The organism is Rahnella selenatireducens, from assembly GCF_046449555.1.
Classification (GTDB): Bacteria; Pseudomonadota; Gammaproteobacteria; order Enterobacterales; family Enterobacteriaceae; genus Rahnella; species Rahnella selenatireducens.
On record NZ_JBKEZJ010000006.1, the window covers coordinates 174352 to 193855 of the forward strand.

At 52.6% G+C, this 19504-nt stretch carries 15 protein-coding genes and 1 pseudogene; 7 read left to right on the forward strand and 9 right to left on the reverse strand.

The window, feature by feature from the left end; all coding sequences use genetic code 11:
- The first annotated feature begins 45 nt into the window (after positions 1–45).
- Positions 46–978: a sugar-binding transcriptional regulator gene (locus ACLBVC_RS12250; RefSeq protein ID WP_218522032.1), complete on the forward strand. Its 933-nt coding sequence runs from the start codon at positions 46–48 to the stop codon at positions 976–978.
- An 86-nt stretch (positions 979–1064) separates the two neighbouring features.
- On the opposite strand, the gene ACLBVC_RS12255 is transcribed toward ACLBVC_RS12250, so the two are convergent.
- On the reverse strand, positions 1065–1886 hold the full coding sequence (locus ACLBVC_RS12255) for an alpha/beta fold hydrolase (protein WP_218522033.1): 822 nt from the start codon (positions 1884–1886) through the stop codon (positions 1065–1067).
- A 327-nt stretch (positions 1887–2213) separates the two neighbouring features.
- On the opposite strand from ACLBVC_RS12255, the gene ACLBVC_RS12260 reads away from it, so the two are divergent.
- The 3 genes and pseudogenes from ACLBVC_RS12260 to ACLBVC_RS12270 all read left to right on the forward strand — a co-directional run.
- Complete coding sequence (locus ACLBVC_RS12260) at positions 2214–2855, forward strand: hydrolase (RefSeq protein ID WP_410149826.1); 642 nt, start codon at positions 2214–2216, stop codon at positions 2853–2855.
- A gap of 66 nt (positions 2856–2921) precedes the next feature.
- Positions 2922–3161, forward strand: a complete 240-nt coding sequence (locus ACLBVC_RS12265) for a hypothetical protein (RefSeq protein ID WP_410149827.1) — start codon at positions 2922–2924, stop codon at positions 3159–3161.
- Positions 3158–4387: pseudogene (locus ACLBVC_RS12270) on the forward strand (MFS transporter); the annotation flags it as partial. The gene ACLBVC_RS12265 and the pseudogene ACLBVC_RS12270, both read left to right, overlap by 4 nt.
- Before the next feature lie 125 nt (positions 4388–4512).
- On the opposite strand, the gene ACLBVC_RS12275 reads toward ACLBVC_RS12270, so the two are convergent.
- Positions 4513–5421: a LysR family transcriptional regulator gene (locus tag ACLBVC_RS12275; RefSeq protein WP_410149828.1), complete on the reverse strand. Its 909-nt coding sequence runs from the start codon at positions 5419–5421 to the stop codon at positions 4513–4515.
- Between the two features lie 138 nt (positions 5422–5559).
- On the opposite strand from ACLBVC_RS12275, the gene ACLBVC_RS12280 reads away from it, so the two are divergent.
- The gene (locus ACLBVC_RS12280; protein ID WP_410149829.1) at positions 5560–5868 is read left to right on the forward strand and encodes an antibiotic biosynthesis monooxygenase; all 309 of its coding nucleotides are present in this window, start codon (positions 5560–5562) and stop codon (positions 5866–5868) included.
- Positions 5869–5992: 124 nt separating this feature from the next.
- Entirely contained in the window at positions 5993–6844 is an 852-nt protein-coding gene (gene cho / locus ACLBVC_RS12285; RefSeq protein ID WP_410149830.1) for an excinuclease Cho, read from the forward strand.
- 67 nt (positions 6845–6911) lie between these two features.
- On the opposite strand, the gene ACLBVC_RS12290 is transcribed toward cho, so the two are convergent.
- The 7 genes from ACLBVC_RS12290 to ACLBVC_RS12320 all read right to left on the reverse strand — a co-directional run bounded on the left by ACLBVC_RS12290 (position 6912) and on the right by ACLBVC_RS12320 (position 17105).
- The gene (locus tag ACLBVC_RS12290; RefSeq protein WP_410149831.1) at positions 6912–9599 is read right to left on the reverse strand and encodes an autotransporter family protein; all 2688 of its coding nucleotides are present in this window, start codon (positions 9597–9599) and stop codon (positions 6912–6914) included.
- Positions 9600–9961: 362 nt separating this feature from the next.
- The gene (gene gorA, locus ACLBVC_RS12295; protein WP_410149832.1) at positions 9962–11314 is read right to left on the reverse strand and encodes a glutathione-disulfide reductase; all 1353 of its coding nucleotides are present in this window, start codon (positions 11312–11314) and stop codon (positions 9962–9964) included.
- A gap of 280 nt (positions 11315–11594) precedes the next feature.
- Positions 11595–12437, reverse strand: a complete 843-nt coding sequence (locus tag ACLBVC_RS12300; protein ID WP_013573521.1) for a 23S rRNA (adenine(2030)-N(6))-methyltransferase RlmJ — start codon at positions 12435–12437, stop codon at positions 11595–11597.
- 187 nt (positions 12438–12624) lie between these two features.
- Entirely contained in the window at positions 12625–13353 is a 729-nt protein-coding gene (locus ACLBVC_RS12305) for a GntR family transcriptional regulator (RefSeq protein ID WP_410149833.1), read from the reverse strand.
- A 107-nt stretch (positions 13354–13460) separates the two neighbouring features.
- Entirely contained in the window at positions 13461–14498 is a 1038-nt protein-coding gene (locus ACLBVC_RS12310) for an oxidoreductase (RefSeq protein ID WP_410149834.1), read from the reverse strand.
- A gap of 25 nt (positions 14499–14523) precedes the next feature.
- Positions 14524–15777 carry a PTS sugar transporter subunit IIC gene (locus ACLBVC_RS12315; protein ID WP_410149835.1) on the reverse strand — a complete coding sequence of 418 codons (1254 nt, stop codon included), beginning with the start codon at positions 15775–15777 and terminating at the stop codon, positions 14524–14526.
- Entirely contained in the window at positions 15774–17105 is a 1332-nt protein-coding gene (locus ACLBVC_RS12320) for a 6-phospho-beta-glucosidase (RefSeq protein ID WP_410149836.1), read from the reverse strand. The genes ACLBVC_RS12315 and ACLBVC_RS12320 overlap by 4 nt, the downstream gene beginning before the upstream one ends.
- A 335-nt stretch (positions 17106–17440) precedes the next feature.
- Between ACLBVC_RS12320 and prlC the strand changes: the two genes are divergently transcribed.
- On the forward strand, positions 17441–19504 hold the full coding sequence (gene prlC / locus ACLBVC_RS12325; RefSeq protein ID WP_410149837.1) for an oligopeptidase A: 2064 nt from the start codon (positions 17441–17443) through the stop codon (positions 19502–19504).

A 19504-nucleotide genomic window follows, 5' to 3' on the forward strand; every position in this document is an offset into this window, starting at 1 on the left:
GTGTAATTCATTACTGAAAGGAATTTCAAGCTGAAAGAGCCAATTTTGCAAGATATTGCAGCAACGCGTGCCATGATGCATCTGGTGGCGAAGCTGCATTACGAGTCTGATATGTCTCAGGTAGAGATTGCGCGCAAGCTGGATGTTTCAACGGCGACAATCTCGCGGCTGCTGAATAAAGCCCGTGCGGCGGGCATTGTGCGTATCGAAGTGGTGGGATTATCTTCGCCGGAAGACATGACGTCTGACCTGATTAACCGCCTCGGACTGAAGCACGCGTATGTGGTTGATGCGCCGCCGGGCAATGTGCTGGGCGCGCTGTCGACGCCGCTGGCCGCTTTGTTGCAGGAAGCCGGTTTAGGTGCCGGTTCGGTGCTGGGCATTGGCTGGGGAAGGGCGGTGCGCGAGGTGACGCTGGCCGGAATGCCGCGCCTGCCGGGCATTATGACCGTGGCGCTCAATGGCGGAATGCAGCAGTCTGCGCCGCATTTTCAGATCACCGAGTTCGTGCGCCGCGCGGCTGAACAGATGGAAGGCACGCCGTATTTTCTGCATGCGCCTTACATTTCTTCGGCAGAATTGCGTGATGCGTTTCTCGCCGACGGCAGCGTGCAGGAAATTATTTCCCTGTGGGACAAGCTGGACGCGGCGATTGTCGGCGTCGGCCTGACGCATACGCCGAAACCGAGTGAATCAACCACGGCGACGCCGGGGGAACAGGCACTCAGCGACGCGGCGGGCGACGTGCTGCGCCACTACTTCACGGAATCCGGTGAGTTATTGCACTGGGAAGGCGAGGAGCGAATGATTGCGGCATCGGTGGAACAGCTGCGCAAAACGCCGCTGACCATTGGCGTGGCCGCGACGCCGGAAAAAGCCGCCGGGATTATCGGCGCGGTGCGTTCGGGCATGATTAATTCGCTGGTGACCGACGTGAATACTGCGCAGGCGATTCTGGATAAACTGCCGGTGGCGTGAAACGCTGTTTTCTTCACCAGAATATGCGCCAAAGAAAAAGGCATTCCCTTTGCGGGGAATGCCTTTTTAGCGTTCAGCGGCGGCGGTTACAGGCTTTTCAGGAACGCCAGCAAATCGTCATTCAGCTGATCCTGATGCGTGACCGCGAAACCGTGCGGCGCGCCTTCGTACACTTTAAGCTGTGAGTTTTCGATCATCTCAGCGGCCAGTTTGCCGGTGGCTTCGAACGGTACAATCTGGTCGTTGCTGCCGTGGATAACCAGCGTCGGCACGGTAATTTTTGCCATATCCGGGCGGAAATCGGTTTCGGAGAAAGCGGTCACGCAATCCACGGTGCCTTTGAGCGAGGCCAGCAGCGCGATATTCAGCGTCTGCGTCATCACGCCGTCGGAAACGGTCATGCCCTGATTGGTGCCGTAGAACGGCGTCGCGAAATCACTGATAAATTGTGCACGGTCTTTCAATAAACCGGCTTTGATGCCGTCAAAGGCAGCTTTATCAATGCCTTGTGGATGATCGTCCGTCTTAATAAACAGCGGGGTCACCGCGCCGAGCAGCACTAAACTGGAAACGCGCGCTGTGCCGTAGCGGCTGATATAGCGGGTTACGTCGCCGCCGCCCATGGAGAAACCGACCAGCGTAACATCGTGCAAATCGAGGTGTTCAATCAGATCGTTGATATCTGAGGCAAATGTATCGTAGTTGTACCCTTCCCACGGCTGGTCTGAACGGCCAAAACCGCGGCGGTCAAAAGCGATGGCGCGATAACCGCGTTCGGCCAGGAAATTCATCTGACTGTCCCACATATCCGCATCCAGCGGCCAGCCGTGGCTGAATAAAACCGGCTTACCTTTTCCCCAGTCTTTGAAATAAATTTGAGTGCCGTCTTGCGTGGTGAATGTGCTCATTTGTCTTTCCTCAGCGAGTGATTTTGCAGGTTTTTAAGTGAATGTGTGTTGTGCTGCAATAAACAGTAGACGCTTCTTAGGAATAGTCATAGTGCGTTATTTTTAATAACTCGTTGAAAGATTTTGTTAATACTAACTCACTGACTGTATGGGATATTTTTGACTGTTTATATAGGCGAAAGCCTGTCAAAAAAAACTGAACAACTTCGCAAATTCTTTCCGCTATCTGCGTTTTAACCTCTGCCGTATTGTGATTTCCAGCAGCACAACAACACAACGTTAAATACAAACACACAACCCAACAATGCACTCTGAGAGGAAATGAAAATGTCTAAATTCGATCTGCTGGACCCACAGAACTCCACCCTGATTTTCATCGACCATCAGCCACAAATGTCTTTCGGCGTCGCAAACATCGATCGCCAGCAGCTTAAAAATAACACCGTTGCTCTCGCTAAAGCAGGCAAAGTTTTTAACGTGCCGGTGATTTACACCTCCGTCGAAACTGAAAGCTTCAGCGGCTATATCTGGCCGGAACTGCTGGCGGTTCACCCGGATGTAAAGCCGATTGAACGCACCTCCATGAACTCCTGGGAAGACGCGGCATTTGTGAAAGCCGTTGAAGCAACAGGACGTAAGAAACTGATTATTTCCGCATTGTGGACTGAGGTGTGTCTGACTTTCCCGGCTCTGATGGCGCTGAAAGAAGGCTATGAAGTGTATGTGGTGACCGACACTTCCGGCGGCACCAGCGTGGATGCGCATGAACGTTCCATCGACCGCATGGTGCAGGCCGGTGCCATTCCGGTGACCTGGCAGCAGGTTCTGCTCGAGTACCAGCGCGACTGGTCACGCAAAGAAACCTACGACGCCGTCATGGATCTGGTTCGCGAACACAGCGGCGCCTACGGCATGGGCGTGGATTACGCCTATACCATGGTGTATAAAGCGCCGCAGCGTAAAGCCTGATACTTAAGGTATTTAATTCTTTAATAACGCCGGAACCGCGCTGCGAGCGGGTTCCGGCAGGAGAGAATGATGCGTAACGCACCTGTTTCCGGCCTGTCGGTTCCCGTTGTTCATTTTGCGTTTATCCGCTGGTTCGCCCTGCTGGCCCTGGCAATGTTTACTGTCGTCGCCAACTTTATGGCAAACGCCTTCTGGCAGGCATCTGGGCACGATCGGGCGATGCTAATGAACGGTTTCTTTGAATACATCGGTCTGGCCGGCGTATTTATTTATGCCGCGTGGGATGACCTGAAGGAGCGCGCATGAGCCAGAGTAACGCCGCATCTGGCGCATTTTCACCGCTGAAACAAGGGCTGTTCGCCACGATTTGGGTGGCGACCATTCTCGGCAATACCGGCAGTTTTATGCGCGATGTCGCCAGCTCCTGGCTCGTCACCGGGCTGTCGTCAAACCCGGCGGCCGTCGCGTTGATGCAAACCGCCGCCACGTTGCCCATTTTTCTGCTGGCCATTCCGGCAGGGGTTTTATCCGACATTCTTGACCGCCGCCGTCTGCTGATTTTTGTGCAGTTGCTGCTGGCGAGCGTCAGCGGGACTTTGCTGATTTTGTCGCACAACAACTTACTGACTGTCTAATATCTGGTGGCGCTGACGTTTATCGGCGGTATCGGTGCCGCCCTGATGGGCCCGGCGTGGCAGGCTATTGTGGCGGACCTGGTGCCGCGCACGGATTTGCGTAACGCTGTGGCGCTGAATTCGCTGGGCATTAATATCGCCTGCGCCGTCGGTCCGGCGGGGGGCGGTATATTGTTAGCCAGCCTTGGCGCGGGTGCGGCTTACAGCGCGGATGTCATGAGCTACGTCTTCGTGATTGGCGCACTGCTGTGGTGGAAGCGTCCGGTTAAAGCGAAAAATGAGCTGTCAGAACATTTTCTTGGCGCGTTCCGCGCGGGGCTGCGTTATGTGAAAGCCAGCCGTGAACTGCACCGCGTGCTTTTCCGTGCCGCGATTTACTTTGCGTTTGCCAGTGCGATTTGGGCGATGTTGCCGCTGATTGCCCGCAATATGTTGCACGGAACCGCCGGTTTCTACGGCATTCTGCTCGGTGCAGTGGGCGTCGGGGCGATTTTCGGAGCGCTGTTGTTGCCGCGTTTGCGGCAGAAACTGAGCGTTGACGGGCTGGTTCTGCTTTTCGCACTGTTATCCGCTACCGTGATGTTGCTGCTGGCGACGTCTCCGGCGAAATGGCTGGCAGTTGTGCTGATGGTGGTGCTGGGCGTGGGCTGGATTATCGCGCTGACCTCGATGAACGGCGTGGCGCAGGCGGTATTACCTGACTGGGTGCGCGGTCGCGGACTGGCGGTTTACCTGATGGTTTTCAACGGCGCGATGGCGGCGGGTAGCCTGTTCTGGGGGCTGGTTGCGAGGGAAACCGGTCTGGTCGGCGCGTTAATTCTGGCGGGTATCGGGCTGACCATCGCCACTCTGCTGTGCTGGCGCCTGAAATTACCGGCCGGTGAAGCCGATTTGCAAAGCGAGGTGACGCGTTATCACCGCGGTGAAAATAAGCCGGTGGTTCAGCATTATTTGTCCGTGAGATAAAAAGCAGGAAAGAAAAAAGGCCGCGCAATGCGGCCTTTCGGCTTAACGGGTAACGATTATTCCCGGCTGTAAACGGAGCAGATGCCGTCGAAATTCTGTAAATGTTCGCGCCACCACATGGCGGCGTTGCCAGTGGCTTTTTCGTTCCAGGCCATAAAAGCCTGATCGCGGCGGGTTTCAGTATCCAGACGGCGTTCAACCAGCGCGCCGCTTTCCAGATACGGCGCGGCCAGATAACGCGGCAGATAACCGCAGCCCAGACCGGCGACCTGTGCGTGAACTTTGGCGTTGAAGTCGTGAACGCTCAGCATTTTCTGCTCGTCCAGCACGCGTAAATCCGTGCCTGCGCCATGACGCGACGTATCGTGAACCACCACCGCGCGGTACTGACGGATTTGTTCACGCAATAACGGCTCCGGCAGCGAGGCCAGCGGGTGATGCGGCGCGACGGCAAACACATATTCCAGCCAGCCGATAGGGCGGTATTCTATGCCGCTGCGCGTGACCGGTTCCTGCACTGCGCCGAAAACAATGTCGGCTTCGCCGTAGCTCAGCGCTTCCCAGCAGCCAGCGAGTACGTCGTGGCGAAACAGAAGTTGCGTGTGCTGATGTTGTTCGTAAAAGCGGTCGATAAGCGGTGTGAGCAGGGCGAAGGGGACGGAAGCATCGACGCTGATCGTCAGTTTGCTTTCCCAGCCGCTCTCGACATATTGCGCCTGTTGTTCCAGCTCACTGACCGCACGCAGTAAAACGCGGCCCTTTTCCAGCATCAGACGGCCGGTTGGCGTGAATGTCGCGCGGTGCCCGGAACGATCCAGCAGTTTGATACTCAGGTCACTTTCCATTTTCTGCACGGTATAACTCAGCGCAGACGCGGTTTTAAACAGTCTGGCCGCTGCCGCAGCAAAAGTGCCGTGACGATCAAGCGCATCCAGGATCAGCAGCGCTTCAAGGCTTAGTCGCATTATTTACCCACCCCAAAAATTGTTTAACAACTTCCCAAAAAATTTCCGTTATCAATAACTGTTCGCCTTTCATATTGTTCATCAATATAACGCAACAATCAGTTAACCAGAACAGCGGTTAACCAGAAGGAATATCCTGTGACTTACCCACATCAGCCCGAACACATCACCCTGGTGATTACGCACGGCGTGCAGCGCGATAAGCTGTCGGAATACGAAGGCTGGCTGGAAAAGCTGAAGGCGGATTCGGCCCGGTTTCCAGGTTACGAAAGTGTTAACGTCTTACGCCCGATACATGGCGAAACGATTTACACCGTGCTGGTGCGTTTCGATAACATCGATAATCTGTATGGCTGGATCCAGTCAGACCAGCGCGAAACCCGCGAGGCTGCTTTAGCCAACTTACTGAATGCTCGGGAATATATTGAAATGCGCACGCAGGCGTAGTTTTCGCCGGTCAGAATTTACACTTTATTTTAGCCGTATTGGTTGAAGGCTGTACGGATAGCCAGTATTATCGGCCGTTGTTTTTTTAAACGATATCTTCTCCGATAACAACAGGTCAGCGATTTTGTGGAATCCGGAAAAAGAGCTTTTCACCGAGCTTTATAAGTACCCTGAACATCTTCGTCATACGCTCGAAAACTTACCGTCTCGCTCCGGGGTTTATATTTTCTATGGCGACGATAAAACCTTTCCGCTGTATATCGGCAAAAGTGTGAACATCCGCAGCCGCGTGATGTCGCATTTCCGCAACGCCGACGAAGCCAAACTTTTGCACATGACGCGGGATATCGAATACATCGAAACCATCGGTGAAGTCGGTGCGTTATTGCTGGAATCTGACCTGATTAAAAACCGGCGTCCGCTGTTTAATAAGCGTCTGCGCAACACCCGCAAGCTGTGCTCAATCCGCCTTCAGGGCCTGACCGCCACGGTAGTTTTCAGCAATGAAGTGGATTTTTCCCACACCGATGATCTGTTTGGTTTGTTCAAAACCAAAATGTCCGCCCTGGAAAAAATCCGCGATATCGCCGATCAGGAAAAGCTGTGTTATGGCGCGCTGGGGCTGGAAAAACTGGCAAAAAACCGTGCGTGCTTCCGGTTCTCTCTGGGGAAATGCGGCGGTGTGTGCTGCGGAAAAGAATCGCCCCTGGCCCATCAGGAACGCCTTAAAAATGCGCTTAGCACCCTGAAAATCCGCAACTGGCCGTATCCGGGGCGTATTGCTATCGTGGAAGAAGCCAGCGGCGTAACGGAATATCACGTCATCAATCACTGGTTCTATCTGGGCACGGTGAAAACGCTGGAAGACGCTAAAAAGTTTGATATCGCCGTTCCACACTTTGACCGCGACAGTTATAAAATCCTCTGCAAACCGTTGTTTGAAACTGACAGCCCAAAGGTGATTTTGCTGGACTGAGGGCAATAAAAAGGCTTCAGATCTGAAAATCTGAAGCCTTATTTTTACGACTTACACGTTCTTCGCCTTACCAGCTGTATTTCCCACCGAACTGCCCCTGCAGGCTGGAGTAGTCGTTTTCACCGGCCTGAACGCCCGAATTAATCCACACTGTCCAGTTTTCACTGGTCTTGAGCTGAGCCCCTACTTTGGCTTCATAACGGTTGACCGGGATTGACTGGTCGACGGTCTCCGTATCCATTTGCACGCTGTTACTGCTGCCGCCGTGCCACCAGTTCAACTCGACAAAGGGCTCTGCTTTACCCGCGTCATCCAACTGACCGGAAAGACGAGCACCGAGGCGGGTTGTGACGCCACCGGCATCCTGAGTGCGGATCCGCGTGCCGTTATCTTCGGTATGATCGCCCTGGCTGTAGTTCGAGTAAATCGTCTGGAATTGCGGTTGCACGTACAACTCATGTGTACTGCTGACAGGAATGCGATAGCCGGCTTCCAGTGAACCCGCCCAGTTATGCGCATGGTATTTTTCCTCGGCTAAATCATTGCCTTTGACCGTGTTGTGGAAGGTGCCGTATTGCACCCAGCTGTCGATATAAGGCCCGGATTTTTCATCCGCACTCCCGCCAAACCATGTACCGTAGACACCAACGTTGTAACCTTCCAGCGTACCCTTAGCGGAGCCGCTGACGTGTTTTGCATTGCTGTCGGTATCAACATGGGCATAACCCGTCATCAGACCAGCTTTGATCTGCTGATTGCCGAAGTCATGGCGATAGATGTCGCTGCCAATGCGTAAAACAGTGCTGTTGGATCCCATCGACAACTGACCGCCTCCAGCCTGGCTGTTGATGCGGCCTGTATCCAGATGTGCCCAGCCTGCAGGTGAATCTTCGCCGGTCTGACGATTTTCAGCATTGCGGTCATGCATCGTCGACATAAATACGCTGTTCGCCAGGCTCTGGTTTGCCAGATAAACACCCGCCTCAGGGCGCAGTACCGGTGATTCAGGCGCAGGATTCGGTGGTGTTGGCTCCGGTGGTGTTGGCTCCGGTGGTGTTGGAGCTGGCGGTGTCGGCTCCGGTGGCTCTGGATTTGGCGGCGTAGGATCGGGGGGGGTTGGATCCGGTGGCGTCGGATCCGGCGGTGCAGGGGCGTCCGTGGTCGAACGCAGATACCAGTTTCCGTTATTGTCCGTTGACGTGCCCTGATAGAGTTTGTACTCGTAGGCCCCGGCGACTGCGCGGCCTTGTAAAGCAAACGTGCCGTCAGATTGCCCCTGCACATTGATCAGTTCGATACCATTCACCGTTTGCGCGCCCAGCCCGTGCATGTCTTTAACGGTCACGTCCGTATTGCCGCGGGTGCTGCCTGTTACAAACAGTTCATCATGCGCCGAGTTGTCGCCGTTTAGTTCACTGCTGACCCAAAGCTGTCCGTTGTTACTGCTGTAATCACCGTTAATGGTGAGCGTATTCCCCGGCGTGGCGGTCATCAGATTGATGACGCCATTGTTCACCACCGAACCGGCGACGCTGCCGTAACCTGTTAATGCCGCTGACGGCTCAACATATATTGTGCCGGTGCTGCCAAAATCCCCATTAACCTGCAAAGCGCCCTGATTGATATAAGTATCGCCCGTGTAAGTCATGTTCTGGTCAGCAATGAGCGTGCCGGTGCCGTTCTGGTTCAGGCTGCCAGTGCCATCCAGCTTACCCTTAAGGCTGATATTGTCGCTGCGGTTAATATTTAATGAACCGTAGTTAACAATATCCCCCGCGACGTTGCCGGTGGTTCCGCCATTACCCAACGCCAGCGTAGTGTCGCTGTTGATGATGGTTTGCCCGGTGTAGGTATTGTCATGGGTTAAGGTGAGCGCGCCTGTTCCTGACTGGATTAGAGAGCCGCTGCCAGAAATGGTATTCGCGAGAGTGCTGGCATTGCTGTGGTTAAACACCAGCGTGCCATTATCTGTAATATCCCCCGCGACGCTGCCGGTGGTTCCGCCGTCGCCCAACGCCAGCGTGGTGTCGCTGTTGATGACCGTTTGCCCGGTATAGCTGTTCTCGCTAGTTAAGGTCAGAGTACCTGTACCCGACTGAATAAGAGAGCCGCTACCAGAAATAGTATTTGCGAGAGTGCTGGTATTGCCGTGGTTAAACACCAGCGTGCCATTATCTGTAATATCACCCGCGACACTGCCAGTGGTTCCGCCGTCGCCCAGTTGCAGCGTGCTGCCGATGTCGATGATTGTTGTGCCGGCGAAGGTGTCGTTACCCGCTAAAGTCAGGACGCCAGTACCACTCACAATTATCTCACCGTCGCCTGTAATGAGTTTCGCGTAGAGAATGTTACTACTGCGGTTAAATATCAGGGTGCCGTTATTATAGATAGTCCCCATGGCATTAATACTGCCTGTCGCGCCGCCGTTACCCAGCATAAGAGTACTGCCGCGGTTGATAGTCGTTGATCCCGTGTAGGTGTTATCGCCTGTTAATATGAGGATACCTGACCCGGAGTCGGTCAGAGAACCATTGCCCGAAATAATATCGGCGAATCCAAAATTCTCAGTTTTATTAAAGTTCAGGACACCATTATCGGTGACCGGTCCCTCCAGCATGTCACCATCATTCACTGTGAGCGTGCTGCCCTGAGCAATGGTTGTGGCCTGCGCTGTATCCGATAATACGGCAAGGATTGCTATAGAGAGAATACACATCACCGGTGTCTTGGGATGCTTCTGGGGACTTCCTGTCATAATAAGCGTTTTCCTTAAAATAACCGCATAGATTCTTTTGTATTTTTATTTTCCATATTTTTGAATAAATAAAGTCTACAAAGTGAGTGTGCGTTCGAGCATAAGGAAACGTATCTCTTTATCAACTTAATGATTGATTAAATATTGTTAATCAATGATTTTATAAGGGGTTTAATTTATTTGTTTCATTAATGTGATTGAGTGTTTTTATAGAATTGTTTTTAGTTATTCGGCATTTTTTTGAGATTGTGTTACGAGTGTGTCATTGTTTTTTAAGGATTATTAAAAAAGGCCAAATACCGAAGTATCTGGCCCATCTTGAATTTATTAACTGATAAGGTACCGAATACCTTTCCGCGTTATTAACGCATTGTCACAAACTCTTCTGCGCCCGTCGGGTGAATTGCGACGGTATTGTCGAAGTCTTTTTTGGTGGCGCCCATTTTCAGTGCGACCGCAAAGCCCTGCAACATTTCATCCATGCCGTAACCGATGCCGTGGATGCCGACGATTTTCTCCTCTTTACCGACGCACACCAGTTTCATGCGGCAAGGCTGACGATGCTGCGTAACGGCGGTGTACATTGCGGTGAACGCGGATTTATACACTTTCACGTTTTCTGCGCCGTACTGTTCGATAGCCTGCGGTTCGGTCAGGCCGACCGTGCCGATTGGCGGATGGCTGAACACGACAGTCGCGATGTTGCTGTAATCCAGATGCTCGTCCGGCTTATTGTTGAACAGACGCTCGGAAAGACGACGACCCGCTGCAACGGCCACTGGCGTCAGTTCAACAGCGCCGGTGTTATCGCCCACTGCGTAAATGCCCCGAACGCTGGTGTTCTGGAACTTATCGACGACGATATAACCTTTTTCGTTGGTTTTCACGCCGGTCGCTTTTAGGTTGAAATTGTCGGTTTCCGGTTCGCGGCCAATCGCCCAAACCAGGCTGTCGACTTCAAATTCCTGACCGTTTTCCAGTTTCAGCGTCAGGCTGCCATCAGCATTTTTCACCACTTCTTTCGGAATGGACTCTTTGTGCAGCGCAGGGCCTTCGGCTTCCATGATTTCTACCAGCGTATCAACCATCAGCGGATCAAAGGTGCGCAGCGGCGCATGTTTGCGCACGAACAGGTGAGTTTCCGCGCCCAGTCCGTTCATCACACCGGCGATTTCCACGGCGATGTAACCTGCGCCAACAACCGCAACGCGTTTTGGCATTTCGGTCAGATCAAAGAAACCGTCGGAATCGATACCGTATTCTGCACCTGGAATATTTGGATGGCTCGGGCGACCGCCGGTGGCGATCAGGATGTGATCTGCGGTGATCTTCTCGCCGTTCACTTCAACGGTGTGATCGTCAACAAAGCGTGCAAAACCTTTGATCACATCAACGTTATTTTTACCCAGCACGTTGTCGTACGAGGTGTGGATACGGTCGATGTAGGCGGTACGGTTGGCGACCAGCGTTTTCCAGTTGAAACTGTTCACGGTGGTGTCAAAGCCATAATCCGGGCCGTAGTTGCGGATAGCTTCTGCGATTTGCGCGGCGTGCCACATCACTTTTTTCGGGACACAACCCACGTTGACGCACGTACCGCCCAGCTCTTTAGCTTCGATCAGCGCACATTTTTTCCCATACATAGCTGCACGGTTGATTGATGCGATACCACCGCTGCCGCCGCCAATTGCCAGATAGTCATAATGTTTGGTCATCGGATTTTCCATGAGTTGTCGAAAATGAAGTACGCCTTACCGGCGTCGCTAATCTTAAAAATTGCCTAAGAGTTTAACTGGTTGTGGAAAAGATTGGATCAATGATTGCGATAGGTTTGATAGCTAAGGCCTATCCCCGTCACCCTTCAGGTTGCCCCTGCGTTGGCTGCCTTCTTTCACCCCGGTCACTTACCTGAGTAAGCTCCCGGGGATTCATTCAGTGGCCGTCTTGATGCAACCCGAATGATTTAGGGGATTACAGAATTCAGGAGGGAATTATTTACTCGGGCACAACCCAATTCACGGTGGTGTGGCCGGTGCCGGAAGGAACCAGCACTTTCAGCAGCCACGGCAGCACGTTGTTCATCTGCTGTTCGAGCTTCCATGGCGGGTTAATGACGATCATGCCGGAAGCCGTCATGCCGCGCTGATCGCTGTCCGGGCGCACGCCCAGCTCGATTTGCAGAATACGGCGGATGCCGGTGGCTTCGAGATCACGCAGCATTTTTTTGATTTGCTGGCGCATCACGACCGGATACCACAGCGCGTATGTGCCGGTGGCAAAACGTTTGTAGCCTTCCTGAATGCCTTTTACCACGTCCTGATAATCGGTTTTCATTTCGTACGGCGGGTCCATCAGGATCAGTCCGCGACGGGACGGCGGCGGTAACTGAGCTTTCAGCTGCTGATAACCGTCGGCACGCGCAACGCGGGTACGGTCATCTTTCTGGAATTCACTGCGTAGCAGCGGGAAATCGCTCGGGTGCAGTTCGGTCAGGTGCAGTTTGTCGTCTTCACGCAACAACTGACGGGCAATCAGCGGCGAACCCGGGTAATAACGCAGGTTTTCGTTGCGGTTAAAGTGATTCACGACGGACATGTAAGCCGCCAGTTCTTCAGGAATATCATCACGTTGCCAGATGCGGGCGATGCCTTCCAGATATTCGCCGGTACGTTCGGCGTGTTCGCCACTCAGCTGATAGCGCCCGGCACCCGCGTGGGTGTCGAGATAAAGGAAGGGTTTTTCTTTTTCTTTCAGAGATTCAATGATCAGGCTCTGAACGGTGTGTTTCAGGACGTCGGCATGGTTGCCGGCGTGAAAACTATGGCGGTAACTCAACATAAATTTAGTGTTCCGGAGTGGCTATTGCGGACAGTATAAACTGTTTGCTCCCTTCATACTTCACGTTACAGATGCGTTGGCTGCATTCACTCACCCGAATCACTTACTTATGTAAACTCATCGGGATTCACTCATTTCCCGCCTTCCTGCAACGCGAATTATTTTGGGTGCGCCCTTATACGGATGCTTACTTCCCGACCCAGCTGTTCTTAATTTTGAACATGTCCGCACGGTTAAAACTGATGGAGTAGTTGAAGGCTTTACCGTCTTCAAGCTTAGTGACGCCGGAGACTTTCAGCATCGGGCTGCCGGTTTCGATGTTCAGCAACGCCGACAGGGTTTCGTCGAACAGCGCGGCTTCAATCACCGAGTTGTAGAATTTAATTTTCCGGCCGGTTTTATTTTCAATATATTCATATAAAGATGCTTCCTGTAAAACGGCTTCTGGAATTGACGCTATGACAGCGCAGGGAATATACGAGTCTTCAATCAGCACCGGGATATTATCAACCAGCCTGATACGGCGGATATAATGAATATCGTCATCTGCGTGAATATCCAGTTGAATGGCGATATATTCACCTGCGGCGATTTTTTTCAACGTGATGAGTTTGCTCGAGACTTTGACCTGATTTTTAAATTCACGCGAAAAGCCCAGAATAGAATCGCTGGTGCCGTTGTTGAGTAAATAAACGTTATCTTCAATCACTTTGGTGACATACATGCCTTTGCCGTGGATGCGCTCGATAAAGCCTTCCTGTTCCAGCACATGCATCGCTTTTTGCAGAGTGACACGCGTAACGTCGTAGTGGAGCGCTAGTTCCCGCTCAGAAGGAATTTTGTCCCCGACACGATATTCTTTATTGAGGATCGCCTGTTTCAGGCTGTTTTTAATATCAATATAACGGGCGGCCATGGCGTAACGCCTTCTTGCAGCGGTTTATTTTCGGGCAGTATAAACAGAACACGCAGAGGTGTCATCCGGGCGCACCGCCGTGAAAAACGGGCGGCGCGCTGAGGAGGTTAACGGAGTTTAATCAGCGCCGGAGCGGGTTGTTCAAAGGCACGATGCAATATTTCCATGGTGGTCACCACATCCAGTTGTGGCACATAAGGCGGTTTTTTATGAACCAGCGTGTCATAAACGGCGTCATAAACCCGGCCATAATCGCCGGCTCCGGCATCCACTTTTTCAGTGATTATTTCGCCCTGCACATTCTGATATTTCAGCACACCCAGCTCCGGGTCTTTGCCGAAATTTTCGCTGCCCGGCATTATCCCGGCTTTAAGCGATGTTTCCTGCGGGTCGATATTCAGTTTGATAAATGACCCGTTTTCGCCATGAACAATGAATTTTGGGTAAGGCTGCATGACCAGATGGCTGCATTTCACAATCGCTTTGATATCGCCGTAATAAAGCTGCAATTCAAACGTATCGTCAGGGTTATTTTTATTCCGGACAGGGCGGATATCGTAATGCACAAATTCCGGCCGCCCGAAGAGACTGACGACCTGATCGATAAGATGCACGCCCAATCCGTAAAACGCGCCGTGAGTGAAATCACCCGGCGCGTCCGGCGCGTCGGGGCGGAAATAATCGAAATGGCTTTCGAACTCGACGAGTTTTCCAAGCACGCCGCTGTTAATCACTTTTTTAGCGGCCAGAAAACAGCTGTCATAACGGCGGTTCTGGAAAGGGGTGACCGTTAAGCCCTTTTCTGCAGCGAGAGCAAACAACACCTGTGCTTCCGCCAGCGTGCGGGTAAACGGTTTTTCGACGATGACGTTTTTCCCGTGCTCCAGACACTGACGGGCGTAATCGTAGTGCGTTTCCGGCGGCGTACACAGCGTCACAAGCCGGATGCTTTCATCGAGCAGAATGTCGTTCAGGTTGTCGGTGAAATGAATGCCCTGATATTCGCTTTCGGCTTCGAGCGCGGGGCGGCGGGCCACATCAAAAATCGTTTTTACGCGAAACGTGTCGCGGCGCTGAAAAACGTAAGGCAAATGGTAACGTGTGGCGCTTTTGCCGAACCCTATAAATGCACAGTTTATCATCATGATAACGAACTCCCTTTGAGAAGATTTATGCACTGACCTGCGGTGCATTTACTGGAGTTTCGGCAGATTCATCCGCCAGTTGTTTCTTTTCCAGCAAACGGAAGAAGGGATAATAAATGATTGTCGAAATAATAATCATGACGCCCGACCAGATTGCCGCAGGAATATTCCCACCGGTGGCGAAATAGGCATTCAGAAACGGCGGCATAGTCCAGGGGATCTGCAATACCGGGCGGCCAATAATATTAAATTCCATCAGGAAATAAGACATCGTACACAGCAGCATCGGCGTGACAATTAACGGCAACATCATCAGCGGATTGAAAACCATCGGCACGCCGAATATTACCGGCTCATTAATACAAAACAGGGAAGGGGCGAACGCCATTCTGCCGAGCGATTTGTAATAACGGCTTTTGGATACCATCATCGCCAGCACTAAGCCCATCGTCGCGCCCGAGCCGCCGGTACAAATGAAGAAGTTATAAAACCCTTCGGCAAAGATATGAGGAATGGGTTGATGGCTCAGATAAGCCTGCGTATTTTCGACGATGAATTTCAGGAAGATTGGCGCGGTAATGCCGGATAACACGTTGGTGCCGTGTATTCCGCAACACCACAGTAGCGAAATCAGAAACACCAGAATCAACATGCCGGGCAATGTCCCCAGCCCAATCACCAGCGGGCTGAGGATCATCGTGAAGAACGCATTGATATCAAAGTGCAAAATCACTCTCACGAACCAGACCAGTGCCAGGCAGACAAATGCCGGGATCACGCTGACGAAAGACTGCAACACCGCAGGTGGCACACTTTCCGGCAGCCGGATATAGATTTTATGCCCGATGAAAAAGCGAATAATATAAACCGTCAGCACCGACAGAATAATGGCGGAAAATAATCCCGACGCGCCGAGGTTATCGACATTCAGCAGGTAATTATCATCGAGCTGCGCCATCAGAAAAACGGCGACGGTAATACTGCTGCACGTCAGGCCATCGAGTTTGTAGTGTTTCGCGAGGTTGTAGCTGATGCCGATTGCGGAGATCAAACCAATAATGCCGAACGTGACGATAACCGGCACATTCAGCGCCGTGCCAAAGGTGCCGAGATAATCCGTCCAGCCGGGAATCGGCAGGTTGGCGATAATTAAAAACACGCTGCCGGAAATGATAAACGGCAACGTGAGCGTGATGCCATTTCTGACGGCGACCAGAATCACGTTTTCCCCGACTTTCACCAGACAAGGCACCACGCGGGATTCTAAAAACTTCATCATGATATTTTCCCCGCCTTGCCGAATTTGTACTGAGGCAGGAAAGGCCGGTTTACCGCCAGATATTCATCGAGAATTTTTCCGGCAATATCCACGGACGGGATCAGCGGATGCACCGACAGCGCCATTAATGCCGTGGAATAATCGCCGGTGACGGCGGCCTCAACGGTGAGTTCCTCGAACGCTTTGACGCTCTGAATCAGCCCGCGTATTTTCACCGGCAGGCGGCCATAAGCCAGAGGATGTGCGCCCTGACGGTCAATCACGGCATTGGTTTCCACTACGCTTTCTTCATCCAGATCGCTTGTTGCGCCCCGGTTTGGCGTATTCACAACGTGGATTTCTTTTTTATTGTTATAAATTGAGCTGATGATGGAGCAGGCCGTTTCCGAATAATACGCGCCGCCGCGGCTTTCCAGCTCTTTCGGTTTGGTATCGAGCTGAGGATTTTTATAAATCTCAAAGAGCTGGCGTTCAATTTCACGGGTTTGCTCGCCGCGTGTGCCGTGGTCTTTGCTGTCCTGAAGACTGTGTTCCAGCATTTCCCGGCTGAGATAAAAGTATTTCAGATAAGAGAGCGGGAACAGGCCGAGTGCGCGGATAAAATCGGGCGGTAAACCGATATCGGGGATATTTTTTAATGAATTTTCCCCGGTGCCTTTCGCCAGCTTTTCAATAAATCCGGCGGTAACATCATGGCCTTTTACCGCAATCTGATCGGCAAAAATTAGGTGATTCAGCCCCATCACTCTGGCGTAAACGTCGCGGCGCTCAACGCCGTAAACACCCGCAATGTCCAGCATCATATTGTTGGCGCCGCTGCAAATACCCAGCGTTTTGATCGGCGAATATTTTTCGATGGCTTCGGTGACAATCCCGGCGGGATTGGTGAAATTAATCAGCCATGCATCCGGGCAAAGCCTTTCCATATCTCGGCATAAATCTAACAACACTGGGATGGTGCGCTGCGCTTTCATAAAGCCGCCCGCGCCGGTAGTTTCCTGCCCGAGAACCCCATATTTCAGCGGGATCGCTTCATCGTGAATGCGCGCTTCCTGCAGGCCAACGCGTAACTGCGTGGTGACAAAATCCGCGTCAAACAACGCTTCGTTGCGGTTGGTGGTGAGGTGAACCGTCATCGGTAATCCTGATTTCTTCACCATGCGTTTCGCCAGTTCCCCGACAATTTTCAGCTTCTCCGCGCCCGCGTCGATATCCACCAGATAGTAATCGGTGACTGGCAATTCATCATAACGGCGGATAAAACCTTCAATCAGTTCCGGCGTGTAACTCGACCCGCCGCCCAGCGTGACAACCTTGAGTTTTTTCATTTTTATCTCTTTCCCTGATGTGTTTTGGATTTTTTTAACTGGCATATGCCAGATTGAAAATAACACGATAAACCTTGCTGTAAATAAGGTTTATCGGGTGAACAGAACCTATGCTGAAAAATGCGAGGCGGATCTAAAATGAGAGTGATGTTTCAGATGTGAGTGATTGATATGACGAATAACTTCTTCTGGCGGGACAAATTCGCCGGATCCATTGATTTCCCCGTCACTTGACCGCATGTTAGAAGTTACGTCATCTTTAAGACGACCCGAATTCACGGCGTGGTGCGCCACAGGCCCATCAGCCCCAAACGCTATAACGAAGGACTGGCCCTATGACTGAACAGCAAAACGCGTCGAACAATCCGCTCTTAAAACCGTTCTCCCTGCCGCCTTTCTCTGCGATCCAACCTGAACATATTGTCCCTGCGATGCAATCTGCGATCGAAGAAAGCCGCCAGACGATTGAACGCGTGGTCGCACAAGGCGCGCCTTATACCTGGGAAAATTTGTGCCAGCCGCTGGCAGAAAGCGACGATCGTCTGAGCCGTATCTGGTCGCCGGTCGGGCATCTGAATGCCGTCAAAAACAGCCCGGAACTGCGTGAAGCGTACGAGCAATGTCTGCCGATTTTATCCGAATTCAGCACCTGGACCGGGCAACACGCCGGTTTGTATCAGGCTTACCGCGATTTGAAAGACAGCGATCATTTCAACGCGCTGTCCGTCGCGCAAAAGAAAGCGATTGATAACGCGCTGCGTGACTTCGAGTTATCCGGCATTGGTTTGCCAGTCGAAAAACAAAAACGTTACGGCGAAATTTCCGCGCGTCTGTCTGAGCTAGGCTCGACGTACAGCAACAACGTGCTCGACGCCACGATGGGCTGGAGCAAGCTGATTACCAATGAGGCAGAACTGAAAGGCCTGCCGGAAAGCGCACTCGCGGCGGCGAAAGCGCTGGCGGAATCGAAAGAACAGGAAGGCTGGCTGCTGACGCTGGATATCCCGAGCTATCTGCCAGTGATTACCTACGGCGAAAACCGCGCGCTGCGTGAAGAAATGTACCGCGCGTTCGGCACCCGTGCTTCCGATCAGGGCCCGAATGCCGGTAAGTGGGACAACAGCGAAGTGATGGCAGAAATTCTATCGCTGCGTCACGAACTGGCGCAACTGCTGGGCTTTGATTCCTACGCGGATATGTCGCTGGCCACCAAAATGGCCGAAAGCCCGAAACAGGTGATTGATTTCCTGAGCGGTCTGGCGACGCGTGCCCGCCCGCAAGGCGAACGTGAACTGGCCCAACTTCGTGCCTTCGCCAAAGAACATTTTGGCGTGGACGAAATGGAAGCCTGGGATTTGCCGTTCTACGGCGAAAAACAGAAACAGCATCTGTTTTCCATCAATGACGAGCAACTGCGTCCGTATTTCCCTGAACAGCGTGCGCTGGAAGGGCTGTTCGAAGTGGTGAAACGCATTTACGGCATCACCGCCAAAGAACGTAAAGACGTGGAAACCTGGCACAAAGACGTGCGTTTCTTCGATTTGTTCGACGAGTCCGGCGATCTGCGCGGCAGTTTCTATCTCGACCTGTACGCCCGCGAACACAAACGCGGCGGGGCCTGGATGAATGATTACGTCGGCAGCATGCGTAAAGCCGACGGCGAACTGCAAAAGCCGGTCGCGTATCTGACCTGTAACTTCAACGGCCCGGTCGGCAATAAACCGGCGCTGTTCACGCACAACGAAGTCACCACGCTGTTCCACGAATTCGGCCACGGTTTACATCATATGCTGACCCGCATCGACACCCCGGGGGTCGCCGGTATCGCCGGTGTGCCGTGGGACGCAGTCGAGCTGCCAAGTCAGTTCATGGAAAACTGGTGCTGGGAGCCGGACGCGCTGGCGTTTATTTCCGGGCATTTTGAAACTGGCGAACCGCTGCCAAAAGAGATGCTGGATAAAATGCTGGCAGCGAAGAACTATCAGGCGGCGCTGTTTATTCTTCGTCAGCTGGAGTTCGGCCTGTTCGATTTCCGTATGCATGCGGAATATGACCCAGCGAAAGGCGCGCAGATCCTGCAAACGCTGGCAGAGATCAAGAAGCAGGTTGCGGTTGTGCCGTCACCCGCCTGGGGACGCTTCCCGCACGCATTCAGCCATATTTTCGCCGGCGGTTACGCGGCCGGTTACTACAGTTATCTGTGGGCCGAAGTGCTGTCTGCCGATGCGTATTCCCGCTTCGAAGAAGAGGGGATCTTTAACCGCGAAACCGGGCAGTCGTTCCTCGATAATATTCTGTCGCGCGGCGGTTCCGAAGAGCCGATGGAGTTGTTCAAACGCTTCCGCGGGCGTGAGCCGCAGCTGGATGCTATGCTGCGCCATTACGGTATCAAAGGATAA